Below are 16,598 nucleotides of genomic sequence, written 5' to 3'. Positions count from 1 at the left end.
AGGCGAAATAAATAGGCGGCGGTTACGCCGATTTTTGCTCTGCAAAAGCCGAGTTAATGTGAACCCGTAAATTGGACATGTCCCGGGACGATGTAGGCTTGACCGGTGCCGTTTTCAGGCAGGGCGGGGATCGTGTCTGTCAGCGTTTGACCCTTGATATCGGTGATGCGAATGGTCAGGTCTTCCGTTCCCAGACCGGTTCCCAGAAAATGATTATAAGGTTGCTTTTCGAGATTAACCCAGGTTCCATTTTGCAGCACTTCCATTTTTAATACCGGGTATTTGTGGTTTCTGACCTGAATGGCCGCCCACCACTGGCTGCTGCCTTCTTTAATCCGGTACTGGACATTTCCGGTAATCGGGGCTTCAACCACTTTCCACTTGATATTAATTTTCCCGTCGATCATGTTTCCAATTTTGGCAAATGCGTTAGGAGATAAGTCCAAAGCACCGCTGGCCCCTTCAGGGTACAAATCGGTGACGTAAACCGTAGTGGTGCCGAGCGGTCCCTCCACTTCAAGGTAGGCCCCGGCAAGTGCGGCGTTGATGCCTCCATAGTTGTACTGTGCCGGATTCAAAGCCGTGATTTCCATATCCGCCGGGATCGGATCAAGCAAAGCGGCGCCGCCCGAATAACCGGAGCCCGTGTAAGTCGCATATCCGGTATACGTATCTTCCCAGGCAGCGGAAGCAGGCAGGGCATACCCGATCAAACTTAGGATTAAGGCTAGAGCCGGCACGCTTGTTTTCCAGCGGAAGTTTACTTTTATCATCATCATTCCCTCCTTTGGCAACCAGAAAAAATAGGTTATATTAAATGATTTCATGATCTGCCATATTTTTCAATAGGAATATTTAACCTAAAATATAATCCTACTTTCTTCTCAGCGGCGGAATCACCGGAACATGGGCGGCTTTTGGGATATCGGCGGGGTCGACTTTAAAAGACGGGTTATATTTTTGAGGGTTTGTGATCGACTCCGGTTCTGAAGACCGCCAGATAAACAGGCATACCGGGCAATGATAGAGCTCCCAAGCTCCTTTAACCGGCGAACTCGCGAGGATGGACGCTTTTTCTGTATTGCAGCGCGGGCAGGTTTTCATAGATATACACTCCTTTGTTAAATGAAAATAGGTCGCACGGTTATTTCTGTCTGAGCAGCAGTTCAGCCAGCTTTTTCTCCCATACGTCCGTATCTAGCGGAGAGTCGAGCGGCTGCGAATAATGGCCCCGCGTTTCTGGTGCTTTTGGCGTGGTCGCATCGATGATCAATTTATCGGTGATGCCGGTGGGGTCGGAACCCGGATCAAGCGGCAGAACGGATAAGTTCGGTATGACAACGACGTCATATTTCGGGTTCATTTTCGTGGAGATGGCCCACATGACCTGGGGCAGATTAAACGGATCGACATCCTCATCGACGACGATGATGACTTTGCAGTAGCCCAGTCCGTGAGGTGTTGTCAATGCGCGCATACCCACGGCTTTGGCAAATCCTCCGTAGCGGGTTTTGGTGGAAATAATGGCCAGCAGCCCGTGTGTATACATCGCATTTACCGCCACGATTTCCTCGGGATAGGCGTCTTTCAGTTGCTGGTACAATGGAACGCAGGTGTTGATCGCCATCATGTAATCAATTTCCGTCCAGGGCATGCCGAGATACAGGTGTTCAAAAATCGGCTGGGTGCGGTGGTAAACTTTTGAAATTTTGATCACCGGCATCGCGCGTCCTCCGGAATAATGTCCGGTGAACTCGCCGAACGGACCTTCAAACTCCCGGTAACGGGAGATGATTTCCCCTTCCAGCACAATCTCGGCTCCCCAAGGCACATCCAGGTTTCCGTGCTCCAGACGGACAATCGGATAAGGCGCCTCCTGGATCGCTCCGGCCATTTCGTATTCGGACTGGTCGTACAGAATCGGCGAGCCTGCCACGGTGGTAATCACCGGTTCACAACCCAGCGCAATCGCCACTTTGAGATTTTGCCCTGTTTCTTCCGCCTGGCGGAGGTGAACGGCAATGTCGTGCTGGGACACCGGCTGAATGCCCAAGGTATCTTTGTTTTTCACCTGAAGGCGGTAAACGCCGGCATTTTGCTTGCCGAAATGTTCAGGGTCGTATTGGTCCCGTGAGACTACGACGGCTTTATCGATGTAAAATCCGCCGTCCCCCCGGTTCAGCCGGAACAAAGGAAAAAGTTCAAACAGATTGATATCCTCGGTGATTTGGTTTTCCTGAAAAGGCGCCTTGGTCTCACGTTTTACGGCAACCGGAAACTTGGCAAATCTGCGGGCAAATTCAAAAAACTGCTCTTTGACCGGTGTGTTTTTCGGCAGTCCGAGCATCAGCGCATGATTCTCCCAGGAACCGATCATGTTCATCGCGATGCGCGCGTTCTGATATCCGTAAATGTTGTTGAACAAAAGCGCCGGCGAGCTTCCCCCTAAATTAGCCACAGCGCGTCCGGCCGCTCCAATGTCGGGTTCGGGTTTAACCTCTTCTTCAATGTTCAGCAGCTGCCCTTCCTGTTCAAGTACACTTAGAAATTCCCTGAGATCTTGATACGCCATAAAGCGGTTTACCTCCTTGGTTGTTTATTAAATTTCTTACATACAAAGTGTAGAGCGAGAGTTAGTATAGTTAAAATATCTGTTAGCTATGTTGTACATACTTTTTGGCTATATATGGATTGGAGGCGCCCTCTATGGATATCAGACAGTTGAAATACTTTGTGGCGATTGCGGAGGAAGGCAAAATCACGGCGGCGGCAAGAAGGCTGCATATGGCGCAGCCGCCGCTTAGCAAGCAGCTTAAGGGGATGGAGGACGAACTTGGCGTATTGTTGTTTGAACGGCATAAACGGAAGGTAAGTCTGACTCCTGAAGGGGAAATGCTCTATAAAAACGCCAAGCATCTGCTCGCCAGTTTCTCGGAGCTGGTAACGGAAATGCGGGAAATGAACAAGGAGGCGCACGGATTCATTTCCGTGGGTTCAAGTCTGTACTGTGCGTCATTAATGCTGTCCAACATGAGGCGCATGCGCGTAAAATACCCCGATATGCAGTATAAAGTCTGGGAAGGGGACCCGGTCCGCCTGGGAGAATTGATGGAGAACAGGGAGATAGACATCGCGATTAGCAGCAGCCCGCTTCCGGTAAAGGGCCTGAGCTCGTTTCGCTTGCCGCCGGACCCTTTTGTACTGGTGGTTCCCAAACATTGGAGTTTTGCGGACCGTGAGCGGGAAACGGTTTGGTTTCAACAAATTGCCGGCCTGCCTCTGATTGTGCTGCGCTCTGCCAGCAGTGATGGGATGTACGGGCGGATTATGAAGTGTTTTGCCGATCTGGGCGAGGTTCCGCACATATTATGTGAATGCCATGACTCAGCGATGCTGCTCAGCATGGTTACCAGCGGATTCGGAGCGGCATTGCTTCCTAAATCCGTGTTGGATTTAAGTCCGCCAGGCCATTACAAAGTTTTGCAAATCACCGACTGTCCGCTTTGCTCCGAGCCGTTTGTCTTTTACCGCAGCAGCGGGTACTTGTCCAAAGCGGCCAAAGAATATCTGGAGTTGTTTAAATGAGCATTTTGTATTAATAGCAAGACGATATTTTCCAATCTCCTAATTCAGCCGTCCTATCCTTGAACTAATATTAGCTAGTGCTGAAATAACCTTATTTCGCCGAAATCAAGCGCCGTCAAGCACCGATTTTTAGGTTGCGCCGCAATTAATGTTCAAAATAACCCCAGTATCAAAATGTATCCTACCTTACAAAAATGATCCGATCATACAAAAAAGTGCGTACTGTTCAAGCGTTGGGGAACCTGATAACCTACATACAGAACGATCGATCCATAATTCGCCAAATACGACGGTCGTTAAAAACCACTTAGGTGAGGTGCGAAAGTATGCAGGAATATCAACTTACTTTGAAAGATAAGCGAATTGTATGGGGGAAGGCTATCGATATTGAGCCGCTCATTGGCAAATATCCCGGCGACTCCATCAGACAAGGCGTAAACGCGGCCTTGGATTGGAATTTGCCTGCAGGAGTATATCGTGCAAAAGAGGTCGTTAAGGAGCTCGATAAGATGCTCGAGGCGATGCTGGTACAGCTTGGCGAACCGGTGAACAGCGATCCGACGGTGCTCTTGGACAGCCTTCAGGCCAATTTGGCGATTTCCGGGCGCGTGTCATCTTTGCCGCTAGGGCCATTGGCTCTTGAGGATAAAGCTGGCGCCGAGATTACGGCTCAGGCGGTGCGCATCGGCGAGCAATTGGTAAGCTGGGCCCGGGAAATTAATGCCGAAAAGAAGACGCTGGCTAAGTATGGGCCGGAAACGCTAGGCAAGTTGGAATTTCGCAGCCACTGTTATGGTCATACCCTGATCCCAGAGGCGATTGCTCAGGTTTGGGGACCCTTCGGCGGCCCGCGGGTCATGCAGATTTACAATGAATACCTGCACCAATTCGTTTTGCTGCGGGATGCCTTGCTTCCGTTCGCCAATTGGGAGGAAGTTCCTTTTGAAGTCAAGGAATATACGGGGTTCAAAGGGCTGCGTTTTCTGGAGCCGGCCCGGGAGGTCTTTTTAACGCAATTGCTCGGGAAAAAATTGACGCACAAATCGATGGTCCAGTATGCGCAAAGTGTGGTCAGCTCAGGGCTAACCAAAGCCGGTTACGGCTTCCAATACCGTCTGGGAACCGTCTTGCCGGCGGGTTTGGGAGAACCGGCCGGGACGGCGGCGCGCTATCTGCTGAAGTGGCATCCGGCACAAACCATAGCGCCGAATGAAACACAAGATTTGGCCGCGATTTCTTTCGATTATGAATATGAAGACTATTATGCCGCGCCGCGTAACGAAGCGGGAAAGGGTGCACTGGTGGACAAGGCCGCGCTTCCTATTTCCGGAGAGCTTTACGATGAACCATCCATCGCCCGGTTGCTGCCAAATAGGGAGGACGATCGAACAACCCTACGGTTCAGCCTGGAAATGGAAGGCCGTGAATTTACGGTAGACCTCGGTCAGCTTTTTCGGGGACATCGGTTTTTATATCGTCCGCATGGGAACGACAACGCTGATGCCGCATTGGTAAAGCGAACATCCATTGGCTTGCATCGGGTGGTAGATATATTCTCGCATTCCGGATTGGTAACGAATGCAGATGGCATTCATTTTATTCCGACCGGCGGAAATGAGCTTGTGTTATGGGCTTTGCTTGGGAAGCTGTATCCCGAAAATGTGGTTTTATTGGACACAGGGGATCAGGAGGAGCTGGAAGCGGCTTATGTTTCCGGCAAGGGGTTCGGAACGCAATTTTTGGTACTGTGAGTCTAAAAAGGAGGATAGGCGGTCAAGAGGTGCCCTCTCAGGGTACCTCTTGGCTAATTTTCTTTAAGCATGCTTATGATTGGTGTACGAAACTTCATTGGGATAGCTCTCGATATAGGTGGTGCCAAAATCGCATAACATCAAAAGCATGGGAGCCAATTGTTTGCCGAGCTCGGACAAATCATATTCCACTTTTGGTGGTGAAACCGGATAAACCTTGCGGATAATGAGTCCGTCGCTTTCCAGCATTTTGAGCTGCATCGTAAGCATGCGCTGGGTCGCTTCAGGGAGCAGCCGCCGTAGCTCATTATACCGTACCGGGCCTTGGGCTAAGTGGTTTAAAATGGCGATTTTCCATTTCCCGCTGATTAAGCCGAGTACAATTTCCGAGGTACAGCGATAAGTTTCGTTTCTAAAGTTGATCATCTATCAACACATCCCTTTTCAGAAGTATTGAAGTAAAATTTCTTCCTTAATCTGAATTAAATTACGGATTGATCATTCCATATATTAAGTTGAGGCATGCTCCCTTGTCAAGGAGTTGTGGATCGATTAGTATAAAAATAATAAGGGAGGTCATCTTATGCCACGAACGGGACGCCCACGCGCCTTTAATCGTGACGAGGCAGTGGCTGCCGCCATGCTTCTGTTCTGGGAATACGGCTATGAATCCACTTCACTGGCTCAGTTGCGGGCGGGGATGGGAAATATATCGGCGGCGAGTTTTTACGCGGCGTTCGAGTCCAAGGAAGCGCTTTTCCGCGAAGCGGTGGATCGATATATATCGACTTATGGACATGTTTCGGAAATTTTCAGGGATACGAGCATATCAGCGAAAGAGGCCATGGAACTAGGGTTGCGGCAATCGGCGCAGATGCAGACGGAGAACTCCCATCCTTTGGGTTGTCTGCTGGTTTTGTCTGCCGTAAATTGTTCTCCCGAGCAAAAGCACATCATGGAGATGCTGGCCAAGGAACGGGAGAGGGTCCGCGGTTGGCTGAATGATTGCATAGCACGGGCCGTAGCCAACGGGGAATTGCCTGTATCCACGGATATATCCATGGTGGTTATTTTATTTGAAACCTTTCTACGAGGAATTTCGACACAAGCCCGGGACGGCGTTCCTTACGAGGTCATTGACGCAGCCATCACAGAGCTGATGAGCGTCTGGGATGCGTTAGCTGCTAAGGCGGGCAAACAGGGGAGCGTTTGAGCGGGACAAATTATATGTCTGACCTTACGTATCCATGCAGATGGTGAAGCTGTCCTTCCATGAACTTATATCGGATATTGGATATTCCACATTTATGACAGAGGTGAATTAACATGCTTTGGACTCCATTATTTGAAAATGATGTACCAGTAGCACTTCTCCGCCCTTAGTGGAGTTAAGGTGACTACTTCTCTCCGTTAGGGGCTTTTATTGACCTAAACTTAAAACGGAGGGTGCAAAAATTGAAAAACACTTTGTTAGGTTCTTGATCTTCTATTAATCATAATCATTGGGATCATTGGCAATACGATTTCGATTGTTACGCAAGAAATAGGCACCAACTTATCTTCGGCCCAAATGGGAGCAATTATTACTTCTTCGACACCTGCATTTATGGTGATTTTTGCCAGGATATTGCTGAAAGAACGGTTGGGTTTCAAAAAGGGAATATCTGTGGCGTTAGCGACCATCGGAGTTTTCATGATTGTGGGAAACGGTCAGATTGACATGACTAATCAACTTGGTGGAATTTCGCTGCTTATTGCTGCTTTAACATGGGCGCTGATGTCTGTTCTTTTAAAATGTGTTCCAAGCGATTACTCTCCCATTGTGGTGACCACTTACTCCATTGTGGTGACCACTTACTCCATTTTGGTTGCCATCATCATCTTGACTCCGTTTGTTTGGATGAATTTAGGCGAAGTTGATTTCTCGCAGCTGACCCATCCGACCATTTGGGGCGGGGTGTTATATTTGGGGATTATTTCTTTTTTCAACCGCTAGTAGGAACATGGCTTGGATGGCTTTTGTTAGGAGAAAGTATAGGCGGCACCTTTGGGGAGGTTCAATGTTGATTTTAGTTGGTGTTTTATTAGTTATCCGGGAAAAAAAGTAGAATAACACAAAAAGAAACCTGCGGATCGCAAAAGTCCAAAGGTTTCTTTTTTCATATTTCCGGCTCACAGGCTGCGGATCCAATCGGCTTGCGAGCTGATAAAACGGCATACGGCCGCGGATTTTTGCGTTGTGGTCCTGAAGGACCTGAGCCGGATCAAGCCCGGCCTGATAGCGGTGCAGGAAGTTCAGGAACACGTCCAGCTTGCGGAGCTGCAGCAGTTCGGGCAGCCGTTCCTGCTCCTCCGCCTCCAGCGGGCGCTCACCGCTGCTTCTTCCATGTCCGGGCTGTGCAGCACATCATATGGCGGATAGGAGGGGGCGGCTTCAAGCTGCAGCCCCTCCATGGCCTGTGTGAGTTGGCCTACGGTCCGAAGTTAGTCTGATCTAAGAATCTGTGTATGGTAGGGTAGACTAAATCAACTTTCACAGAGCATAAATCGGCTTGGCTCTAACCATTAATTGCAAATCATACAACTAACTTTAGATCCATTTACCCAATTATTTGTTTAATTGCATTTCATGCAATTATTTCCTCGTTTCTTTGCCTCATCTTCAAAAGATGGCGGAGTAATTGCAGGTTTTACACTTAAAAAGCGCTGTGGCAGCATTCACGGATAAGTAACTGTACATTTTACAACTATTCCATTCAACAATGGATCAAGAAAGCTGGAATAGACAGAGCTGAGAAAGCACATTCGTTTGGAGTTAACGCTTGGACAAGACAACTTGTAGCCCTGATACTTTCCAGCTTTCCCACCAAAGTTCAAGTTTTCGAACCGGTACTATCGCCCGCCGGAACTCTAACGGTTGTAGCAGCTGTTATTTTACGAAAAAAGACCTTTTCCAACTTCTAACGGTTGTGAGCGCCGTTCTTTGCCCTAATCTATGCAAAATTGGCCGGTTTGAAGTGAAATAAGCGCCATGGCAACCATTACAATTTGAAATCAACGTTTTTGGAACAAATAGCGGTTGTGACAACCGTTAGAATGATGGGCTTGCTTGAGAAGCTGCAACTTGAAAACCCTCGTTCTCCATTTCTAGGAACGAGGGTTTATCATAACTTGTTAAGACTTGGCGCGTGCCGCCTTCATCGCCGCCGTTTCTTCTTCATTTGGCCCGTATACGCCCGGTGCCGCCAGTCCCGCCTGACGCATCAATATCGTGATTTGAGCGCGGTGGTGAATCTGATGGCGAACGAGCGTTTTCAATACACCGGCAACGGTGGTGTCCATGAAGCCGAACAGCTTAATCGGCTCTTGCAACTTGTCGTCCTTATCCGCCCAGTTTGCGCTTATTTCTGCAATTGCCGATTCGCTTGCACGGCGGTAGGCCTCTGAGATGGCCGACGAGGAACCGCTTTCCGGTGTGGGAATCTCCTGCTGCAGCCCGATCTGGTTAAAAAATACGCTGACGCTCTGAGTGACATGCCAGGCGATTTCGCCAAGCGTACGCGGCTGTGCCTCCGACACCGCCTGATTCAACGAAGCATCTGTCAGTTTGTCCAATACCAGCAACGTAAGCGATGCTTCCTGCTCCCAATCTTTAAGAAACTCTTTGACAGTTGTATACATTTACCACACTCTCCCATTCATGAAAGTTTAATAGGCGCTCCTCAATCCCTAACAGCTTTCCAAAAGTAGCCTACTTTTCTATTGTACTAAAGTTAGGAAATTGTTCAAATGTGAGGGGGAAGGTTTAAGTTTGACATAAATAGCAATTTGAAAGAAATGAATTTGGATATCTTTATGTTAAAATGACCACTAGGAATACATTGTGTTGCATCTTAATTGGAAAAGGAGAGTTATCAATTGAACCAGGAAGTTACCGCGTATATCGAAAACTTGAGCCATGTTTGGCAGGCTGAATTATGCGAAAGACTACGCCAGATGGTCCATGAATCGATCCCCGAAGTCGAGGAACGCATTCAGTACAAAAAACCGCATTTTCTGAAAAATGGCCATTACGCGGCGGTGATCTCGCCCTCCAAGGATGCGATTGCGTTCATGATTATGAATGCGGGCGGTCTGGAGTTTCCCAAAGGATTCGAAGGCCCGGCCGAACGGAAGTGGCTGAAAATACGCGAAGGCGATACACCCGACTATGAGATGTTGGCCCGGTTATTGACTCAAGCTTCCAGTACGTTGTAGCAAACCGAACAGTTAGGGTTTGTAATAATCCTCTTCGACAAAAAGGTTCATGGCGTTGGGTAACGTCTTGGACCTTTTTGTCATTGACATTTCAGCATTTTACCGAAAAATACAGAAATTATCAGAAAAATTTAGAAAATAGTAGAAAAATCCAGAAATAAATAGTAATTATTAGAAAAGCTTAATTATATTGGCGCATATGCGATGATACATATCTGAATATAGGTATTTGAATGTTGAGTAAAATTTAGAATAGGACTAAGATAAAACTGCTATTAATACCATTTAAAGGAAGAAAGAAGGCAGTTGAAAATGATGAACAACGCAAGGTCGTCATGCTCACCATTCTATGCACTGTGAGATGCCCGCTTGCCAGGCATTTTAAAAGTCGGTGCGATTCTTAATCCGCGGAAATCACGAATTTAAAAACAGCGAAAGGAATGTGAGCTTTTGTGAAAAAAGTTGCATTAGTTAGCCCATTGAGAACAGCGGTCGGCTCCTTTAACAAAACCCTTGCGCCTTTAAGCGCTCCCGAACTGGGAGCCAACGTGATGACAGCATGCCTTCAGCAAAGCAAAATAGAACCTGCTTTAATTGATCAAATTTTTATGGGGAATGTTCTTCAGGCGGGCGTTGGCCAAAATCCCGCCAGACAGGCGGCGCTAAAAGCCGGGATTCCCATTGATATACCCGCATCAACGATAAACACGGTTTGCGGTTCAGGGCTTCATGCCGTCGCTTTAGCCTACGATTCCATATTGGCGGAACAAAGCGGCATCGTTTTGGCCGGAGGCATGGAGAGCATGTCGAGCGCCCCTTATCTGCTAAGGAAGGCAAGAAACGGCTATAAACTTGGCCACAGTGAATTGGTGGACGCCGTGGTGGCCGACGGCCTTACGTGTCCGGTCAATAAATACCATATGGGAATTACCGCGGAAAATGTGGCCGAAAAATATGGAATTTCCAGACTTGAGCAGGATGCATTTGCCTATGAAAGCCAAATCAAGGCCGCAGAGGCAACAAACAAGAAGGTTTTTGCCGAACAGATTGTTCCGGTCACGATCCAAGGCAAAAAAGAAACGATTTATTTCTCGGAGGATGAACACGTAAGAGCAGATACCACCCCGGAAAAACTTGCTCAATTAAAACCAGCGTTTAAGGAAAACGGTACGGTTACCGCCGGAAATGCTTCGGGAATCAATGATGGTGCGGCGGCCGCGCTGGTTGTGTCGGAAGACCAATGCAGGGAACACGCGTTAAAACCGTTGGCCTATATCAAGGGTTATTCGCTTGTTGGCGTTGACCCTGCCTATATGGGAATTGGTCCGGTGAAAGCTATTTCCTCACTTCTTAAGCGCCAGGACATATCCCTTGATGCCATTGATCTTTTTGAAATTAATGAAGCCTTCGCCGCACAATCATTAGCGGTATTGAAAGAGCTTGGGTTGAGTCCGGAAAAGGTGAATGTCAACGGCGGCGCCATCGCGATCGGGCATCCTGTCGGGGCAAGCGGGGCCAGGGTATTGGTTACGTTGGTTCATGAAATGGTACGAAGATCTTCGCGTTACGGCATAGCCTCGTTATGCATCGGAACGGGTATGGGAATCGCGATGCTGGTGGAGAATGCACTCATTTAAATAGAAAAGGGAGAGCGAAACCGTTATGAATCAAAAAGAAGTACTTTCACTGCAATCGATGCCTGCGGCCAGTGCCAGTTATGGGCGCCCGCCATGCCGTTTCATCAACCGGGAATTTTTTATTGTTACTTATGAATCCGATCCCGCCGCGATTAGACAGGCGGTCCCGGAACCGCTTGAGCCGGATGGCAGCAATACCGTTTCGTATGAATGGATCAAGATGCCCGATTCATCCGGTTTGGGCAGCTATGAGGAAAGCGGTATTGTCATTCCTTGCACTTTTCAGGGAGAACCGTGCAATTTTGTCGCCCAAATGTATTTGGATAACGCGCCAGCTATTCTCGGGGGACGGGAAATCTGGGGATTTCCGAAAAAATGGGCGAAACCTCACCTCAGAGTTGAAGATACCGAGACGCTGACAGGAACATTGCACTATAATAACGCCCTGGTAGCCATGGGAACGATGCCTTTCAAATATCACATTCTTGATCAAGAGGAGACGGCTAAATCCATCGCCAAAACCCAGGTTAATTTGAAATTAATTCCCGATGTTGACGGTACCCCGAAAATTGCTCAGTTAGCGGCGTATAATCTCGAAGACATCACGGTAAAAGGCGCCTGGTCTGGGCCGGCCAGATTAAGCCTGACCCCCCATGTCAATGCTCCTGTAGCCGACTTGCCGGTGAAAGCTTATGTTGGCGGAAAACACTTTATCGCCGATTTAACGCTGCCGTATGCAAGAGTCATCCACGATTACCTCCAATAAAGTTTGCTTTTTCTAAAAAAATAGATAAGGTGGGAGAAACATGATGAACAAAGTTATCTCCGCGGAAGAAGCCGTTAAGAAGGTGAAAGACGGAGACACGGTGATGGTCGGCGGTTTTCTGGCGGGAGGTTACCCGGAGAATCTGGTGCGCGCGCTGGTCGACGCCAATTCCGCCGGCAATCTTACCATTATTTCCAACGACACGGGCACAGCGGAATTATCTATTTATGAGCTTGTAAAAAGCGGCAGAGTAAAGCGGATTTTTGCCTCCTATATCGGCGCCAATCCGGAAACGGGGAGACTCCTGATGACGAAAGAAGCGGATGTGCAGCTTTTCCCGCAAGGCACGCTCGCGGAAAAAATCCGTGCAGGAGGAGCCGGTTTGGGCGGTGTCTTAACCCCTGTAGGTGTGGGCACCGTTGTCGAGGAAGGAAAACAGAAGCTGGAAATTGACGGAAGAGATTTTTTGCTCGAACTGCCGCTCAAAGCGGATGTGGCCCTAATTCGCGCCCATAAGGCGGATGAAGCGGGGAATCTGGTCATCAACGGCTCTTCGCGCAACTTCAATCTGATTATGGCTACGGCGGCCGAGTATGTCATTGCGCAAACGGACGAGTACGTAAAGGCAGGGGACATTGATCCCAATCATGTCAACGTTCCCGGAATTTTTGTCGACGCGATTGTAAAGGTGGGGGAAAACGCATGAATAACCGAGAACTAATCGTTAGAAGAATAGCCCAGGAATTCAAAAACGGCGATGTGGTCAACCTGGGAATCGGCATGCCCACCATGGCGGTGGACTATATCCCGGACAACGTGCAGATTACGCTGCAGGCTGAGGACGGAATCGTCGGCGTCGGCCCCAAAGCGGCTCAGGGAAAAGAAACACTCGATTGTATCGATGCGGGCGGGAACTACGTTACAACCGTGAAAGGAGCTTGTTTTATCGACAGTGCGCTTTCTTTTTCCATCATCCGGGGAGGGCATGTGGACATCACCGTTTTGGGCGCCCTGGAGGTTGACGAGAAGGGCAACCTAGCCAGTTGGATGATTCCGGGGAAGAAAGTGCCGGGTATGGGTGGAGCCATGGACTTGGTGGTCGGAGCCAAGCGGGTGATTGTAGCCATGGAGCATGTGAACAAAGAAGGGGCGCCGAAAATCCTGAAGCAATGCAAGCTGCCCCTGACCGCAGTAAATGTTGTAAAAACCATAGTAACCGAAATGGCTGTCATCGATGTGATTCCGGGCAAAGGGCTGATGCTGAAGGAAATTGCTCCGGGTTTGTCGGTGGAAGACGTGCAGAAGGTTACCGAGGCTGAGCTGATGGTTTCACCGCATTTGAAGGCGATTGCCGTGTAAAGGTCGTAGGAACGGAACAAGCCCTTGAGGGAAGAGGTTTCCCAGGGGGCTTGTTCTTTTTTTTATCAAGTGTCCCTTTTGCGGCTGCTTAAGTGTTATACATTAGATAGAGGGGGGGGGCAGCTTCATGGAGTTTGTGGAAAAATGCGTGCTGGAAGTTAAAGCGGGCGAAATCAATAAATATGTACATATCGTTGAAGTTTTCCAGGCTCCGATGTACCGGTATTGCAGCCGAATGTTGGGAAACCGGCAGGAGGCGGAGGATGCGGTGCAGGACATTCTGGTCAAAGCCTTTGAAAAATTACACATGTATGAACCGAACGTTGGCTTTTCACCCTGGCTATACAGAATCGCGCACTACCATTGTTTGAATCTGCTCCGCAAACGCGGCGTTCAGCGTAAATTCCAGAGCTGGTTCCGGCAGGATGCGGTAACCGAAAGCGCGGAGCAAACGATCACCGGCCGGTTATTCGGAGAGCCGCTTTCGTCCGCCATCACCGCTTTAAGCGCGGAGGAGCGCAGTTTGCTAATATTGCGGGTGCTGGAAGAGAAATCTTTTGCCGAAATTGGAGAAATTTCCGGGAAAAGCGCGGAAGCGGTTAAGAAAAAATACGGCCGCTTGAGGCTGAAGCTGCAGAAGCTGATGGAGCAGAAAGGGGGCGTGGGGTATGCAAAAGGCCAAAGCCACACTTCAAGATGAAACGATAAAGGAACTTTTTATCCAAGAGGAGCCGGACACTGTCGATGTGCGCCAGAGCGTGATGGACCGGGTTCGGGAACTTCATGAACGGCGCAGCGGCAAAAAAACGGTCCGGCACCGGACCGGAACCATTGTCATGATCACCTGCCTCATTCTAGTGTTGACCTCCTTAACAGGTTACGCGGCTTCCCGGTATGTGCAAATCTTGAACTCCAAAGGCGAAGTGATTGTTGAAACGAAGGAAATTAGAGAGGATAAGTATACCCCGCATGCCAAGACATTTGAGAAGCTGCTGTCCGCATACAAAGAGCATGTCCAAACCCAGCTCAAACCGGGGGAACTGGTAGCCTACTACGTCCATGACGAGACGCTGAATGCTTATGATAAGTTCAATAAGGTCAAAACCGAATATAAACCGCTGGTGTACAGCAGTTACGCGGAATTGAAGCAGCAGCTTGAAATCACTGCCGGACCGCTGCTTCCTGAACCCCAATATTTGCCTAAAGGGTTCGCGTTTGCAGCAGGAAAAGTATTTCCGAGTATGACGGAAGGGGAGGCCAGTTTGGATCAGCTGAAAAAGCTGGAGCCGGAATTTATCCGGATGGCGGAATCCTCTTCCAATGGCACCAAACTGTTCATCAAACCGCTGTCCTGGAATAAAGCGGGCAGCGCGAATGTCAGCTATGCCAAAGGGGAGGATACAATCAATATCAACGCCTTCGTACGGAAAAAACATCTCTCCTCGGTAGTATCGATGCATCCCCACGGCGTGTTCTTCGAGAAGCTGACGGCAGGCGGGCAGGAGATGGTTTATATGGAGGCGGAGGCGGAAGCGGTGGATAAAGTAAACTACAAGCACAAGTTGGAATGGCTGGATGAGGACGCGGAGGTCTTTTATTCCGTTTACGATAATCCGGGCAGTACCCTGTCCAAGTCCGAATTTATCCGCATCGCAGGGAGCATGGTGAAGTGAGTCCGGAGTGTCCCTTTTCAGGCGGTTCAGGTGTTATACAGGTAAACAAAACCATGTGCCTGACTGGCCGAAAGGAGATTTATCCATGAATCTTACGAAAAAAACGATCATCGCCGCTGCGAGCATCCTGCTGGTGCTTAGCTCAGCAAGCGGCTTTACTGCCTCTGCCGCCGCCGCGCCGCAGAAACAGACGAAAACACAGCCGGCTGCTAAGAAGAGCAGTCTCGAACAGCAGAAAAAAGCGGCGATGGACATCGTCCATTCCAAAGAGAAAAAGCCGGGCGATTTAACCGTGCTGTATGATGGGACTGACAGTTCGCTTTCATTCTACTATCGCGCCATAACCAGTTCGGATTACGACGAATATACGAAGCTGTTGACCCAATACAAAGCGCCGGAATTAAAACAGCCGGAATGGCTCCCGGAAGGGTATGTTTTTCAGACTGGAGAAATCGTGCCTCCCTATTACCATTTTCTTAGTGAACCATATCAAAAGATGTTAAAAGAATTCAAAGCGGAGGCGAAGGGGAAAAAATATTACGCCAAAAAACTAAAATGGAGCGAAGCCGGGGAAACGGCGCTTGTTTTCGCGAAAGATTCGGATATCATCCGGGTCAATACCAAAAAAATGCATCCGTTAATTACTGAAGTCACGCGGGTGCCGGGTAAGGGCGAGAAGTTTGAAAAGCTGAGCATCGGCGGGACCGAAGCTTTATACTCCACGAATTCGGACGCCCTTTACTCCACCATGCTAAAATGGGAGGATGCGGAAAACCAGCTGGAATACGAGATTTCCACGTATAAGAAAAGTCCGCTGACGAAAGAAGATCTCGCAGCGGTTGCGGAAAGCATCATCATGCAGAGTAAATCTAAATCACAGGAAGAATAGTCAATATTGAATGTGCAAATCCCCCTGACCCTGGGCGGAAGCTCCGAGGTTAGGGGGATTTTTTGTGATTTGGGGCTATTTGTATGGGGCTGGGTTCATTTACCGAGGGTTTATTTCCAAAATATAGGGTTAGATGGCACTAGCGTTGCACTGCCGTTGCGCCACCACACAACTATTCTAACGGTTGCCACAACCGCTATTTGTTCCAAAAACGTTGATTTCAAACTCTAACGGTTGCCATATTACTCAACTTTCGCAAAGCAAAAATCAGCTTGAGTCCTTGAGCTGAAGGTTTTCAAAGAATTAAGATATAGACCATCAGCCCGACCTAAATCAACTGCCAAACGAAGTAAAGTATTCTTTTCTTGGGTTGGGCGGCAGATCAACGCCCGCTGTCCGGACGCTTTGCACGATTATCCCGTTTGATCAGGTAGCAGAGAAACAGACAAGCTCGGGAGAAGAAAATATTTGGTGGAGAAGCAGATGGGTTCGAGATAACTTAGACGGGTTTAGGAGAATGAATCAGGTTTAGTAAAGGTGAAACAGACCGGACAAGAGATCAAGACAGGAGATCAAGGACAAAACGCGGGGGAAACGAAAAGACCGTGATTTTGCTGTAGCCTGAACCCTTCCATTTGCAGCAACGCCCGGACTGTTCATGCTAACCCCTACCCATTAAGT

17 protein-coding genes and 1 pseudogene are annotated in these 16,598 nt (G+C 48.8%); 13 read left to right on the top strand and 5 right to left on the bottom strand.

Going from position 1 to position 16,598, the window contains the following annotated elements:
* Window positions 1–53 precede the first annotated feature (53 nt).
* From exlX to EHV15_RS26050, 3 genes are all read right to left on the bottom strand, one after another.
* A complete protein-coding gene (gene exlX, locus EHV15_RS26060) occupies window positions 54–776 on the bottom strand; it encodes an expansin ExlX (RefSeq protein ID WP_425464490.1) in 723 nt (240 codons plus the stop codon).
* 97 nt (window positions 777–873) lie between these two features.
* Window positions 874–1,104: a non-oxidative hydroxyarylic acid decarboxylases subunit D gene (locus EHV15_RS26055; RefSeq protein ID WP_128633795.1), complete on the bottom strand. Its 231-nt coding sequence runs from the start codon at window positions 1,102–1,104 to the stop codon at window positions 874–876.
* A 40-nt stretch (window positions 1,105–1,144) separates the two neighbouring features.
* Complete coding sequence (locus EHV15_RS26050) at window positions 1,145–2,572, bottom strand: non-oxidative hydroxyarylic acid decarboxylases subunit C (RefSeq protein WP_128633794.1); 1,428 nt, start codon at window positions 2,570–2,572, stop codon at window positions 1,145–1,147.
* A gap of 134 nt (window positions 2,573–2,706) precedes the next feature.
* Here EHV15_RS26050 and EHV15_RS26045 point away from each other — a divergent pair, with 134 nt between their 5' ends.
* Together EHV15_RS26045 and EHV15_RS26040 are read left to right on the top strand one after the other, a co-directional pair.
* Window positions 2,707–3,585, top strand: coding sequence for a LysR family transcriptional regulator (locus tag EHV15_RS26045; protein WP_128633793.1), 879 nt, complete (start codon window positions 2,707–2,709; stop codon window positions 3,583–3,585).
* Window positions 3,586–3,911: 326 nt separating this feature from the next.
* Entirely contained in the window at window positions 3,912–5,336 is a 1,425-nt protein-coding gene (locus tag EHV15_RS26040; protein WP_128633792.1) for a hypothetical protein, read from the top strand.
* A 63-nt stretch (window positions 5,337–5,399) separates the two neighbouring features.
* Here the strand turns inward: EHV15_RS26040 and EHV15_RS26035 are convergent, their stop codons facing one another.
* The gene (locus tag EHV15_RS26035) at window positions 5,400–5,762 is read right to left on the bottom strand and encodes a winged helix-turn-helix transcriptional regulator (RefSeq protein WP_128633791.1); all 363 of its coding nucleotides are present in this window, start codon (window positions 5,760–5,762) and stop codon (window positions 5,400–5,402) included.
* Window positions 5,763–5,919: 157 nt separating this feature from the next.
* Here EHV15_RS26035 and EHV15_RS26030 point away from each other — a divergent pair, with 157 nt between their 5' ends.
* The 3 genes and pseudogenes from EHV15_RS26030 (at window position 5,920) to EHV15_RS26020 (ending at window position 7,758) form a co-directional block, all read left to right on the top strand.
* The gene (locus EHV15_RS26030; RefSeq protein WP_128633790.1) at window positions 5,920–6,549 is read left to right on the top strand and encodes a TetR/AcrR family transcriptional regulator; all 630 of its coding nucleotides are present in this window, start codon (window positions 5,920–5,922) and stop codon (window positions 6,547–6,549) included.
* Between the two features lie 267 nt (window positions 6,550–6,816).
* Window positions 6,817–7,444: pseudogene (locus EHV15_RS26025) on the top strand (DMT family transporter); the annotation flags it as partial.
* A gap of 131 nt (window positions 7,445–7,575) precedes the next feature.
* Window positions 7,576–7,758, top strand: a complete 183-nt coding sequence (locus EHV15_RS26020) for a hypothetical protein (protein WP_128633789.1) — start codon at window positions 7,576–7,578, stop codon at window positions 7,756–7,758.
* A 752-nt stretch (window positions 7,759–8,510) separates the two neighbouring features.
* Here EHV15_RS26020 and EHV15_RS26015 read toward each other — a convergent pair.
* Window positions 8,511–9,017, bottom strand: a complete 507-nt coding sequence (locus tag EHV15_RS26015; protein WP_128633788.1) for a DinB family protein — start codon at window positions 9,015–9,017, stop codon at window positions 8,511–8,513.
* A gap of 237 nt (window positions 9,018–9,254) precedes the next feature.
* Here EHV15_RS26015 and EHV15_RS26010 point away from each other — a divergent pair, with 237 nt between their 5' ends.
* The 8 genes from EHV15_RS26010 (at window position 9,255) to EHV15_RS25975 (ending at window position 15,917) form a co-directional block, all read left to right on the top strand.
* On the top strand, window positions 9,255–9,593 hold the full coding sequence (locus EHV15_RS26010) for a DUF1801 domain-containing protein (protein ID WP_128633787.1): 339 nt from the start codon (window positions 9,255–9,257) through the stop codon (window positions 9,591–9,593).
* 452 nt (window positions 9,594–10,045) lie between these two features.
* Window positions 10,046–11,230, top strand: a complete 1,185-nt coding sequence (locus EHV15_RS26005; RefSeq protein WP_128633786.1) for an acetyl-CoA C-acetyltransferase — start codon at window positions 10,046–10,048, stop codon at window positions 11,228–11,230.
* Window positions 11,231–11,255: 25 nt separating this feature from the next.
* Window positions 11,256–11,996 carry an acetoacetate decarboxylase gene (locus EHV15_RS26000; protein WP_128633785.1) on the top strand — a complete coding sequence of 247 codons (741 nt, stop codon included), beginning with the start codon at window positions 11,256–11,258 and terminating at the stop codon, window positions 11,994–11,996.
* 40 nt (window positions 11,997–12,036) lie between these two features.
* Window positions 12,037–12,702: a CoA transferase subunit A gene (locus EHV15_RS25995; RefSeq protein WP_128633784.1), complete on the top strand. Its 666-nt coding sequence runs from the start codon at window positions 12,037–12,039 to the stop codon at window positions 12,700–12,702.
* Entirely contained in the window at window positions 12,699–13,355 is a 657-nt protein-coding gene (locus EHV15_RS25990; RefSeq protein ID WP_128633783.1) for a 3-oxoacid CoA-transferase subunit B, read from the top strand. Before EHV15_RS25995 ends, EHV15_RS25990 begins: the two co-directional genes overlap by 4 nt.
* Window positions 13,356–13,482: 127 nt before the next feature.
* The gene (locus EHV15_RS25985; protein ID WP_128633782.1) at window positions 13,483–14,055 is read left to right on the top strand and encodes an RNA polymerase sigma factor; all 573 of its coding nucleotides are present in this window, start codon (window positions 13,483–13,485) and stop codon (window positions 14,053–14,055) included.
* Window positions 14,024–15,028, top strand: coding sequence for a DUF4367 domain-containing protein (locus EHV15_RS25980; protein WP_128633781.1), 1,005 nt, complete (start codon window positions 14,024–14,026; stop codon window positions 15,026–15,028). The genes EHV15_RS25985 and EHV15_RS25980 overlap by 32 nt, the downstream gene beginning before the upstream one ends.
* Window positions 15,029–15,113: 85 nt before the next feature.
* On the top strand, window positions 15,114–15,917 hold the full coding sequence (locus EHV15_RS25975; protein ID WP_128633780.1) for a DUF4367 domain-containing protein: 804 nt from the start codon (window positions 15,114–15,116) through the stop codon (window positions 15,915–15,917).
* The last annotated feature ends 681 nt before the right edge of the window (window positions 15,918–16,598 follow it).

This window comes from Paenibacillus oralis (genome assembly GCF_003863965.1).
Taxonomy (GTDB): domain Bacteria; phylum Bacillota; class Bacilli; order Paenibacillales; family Paenibacillaceae; genus Fontibacillus; species Fontibacillus oralis.
This window is presented reverse-complemented; position numbering and strand designations above follow the sequence as displayed.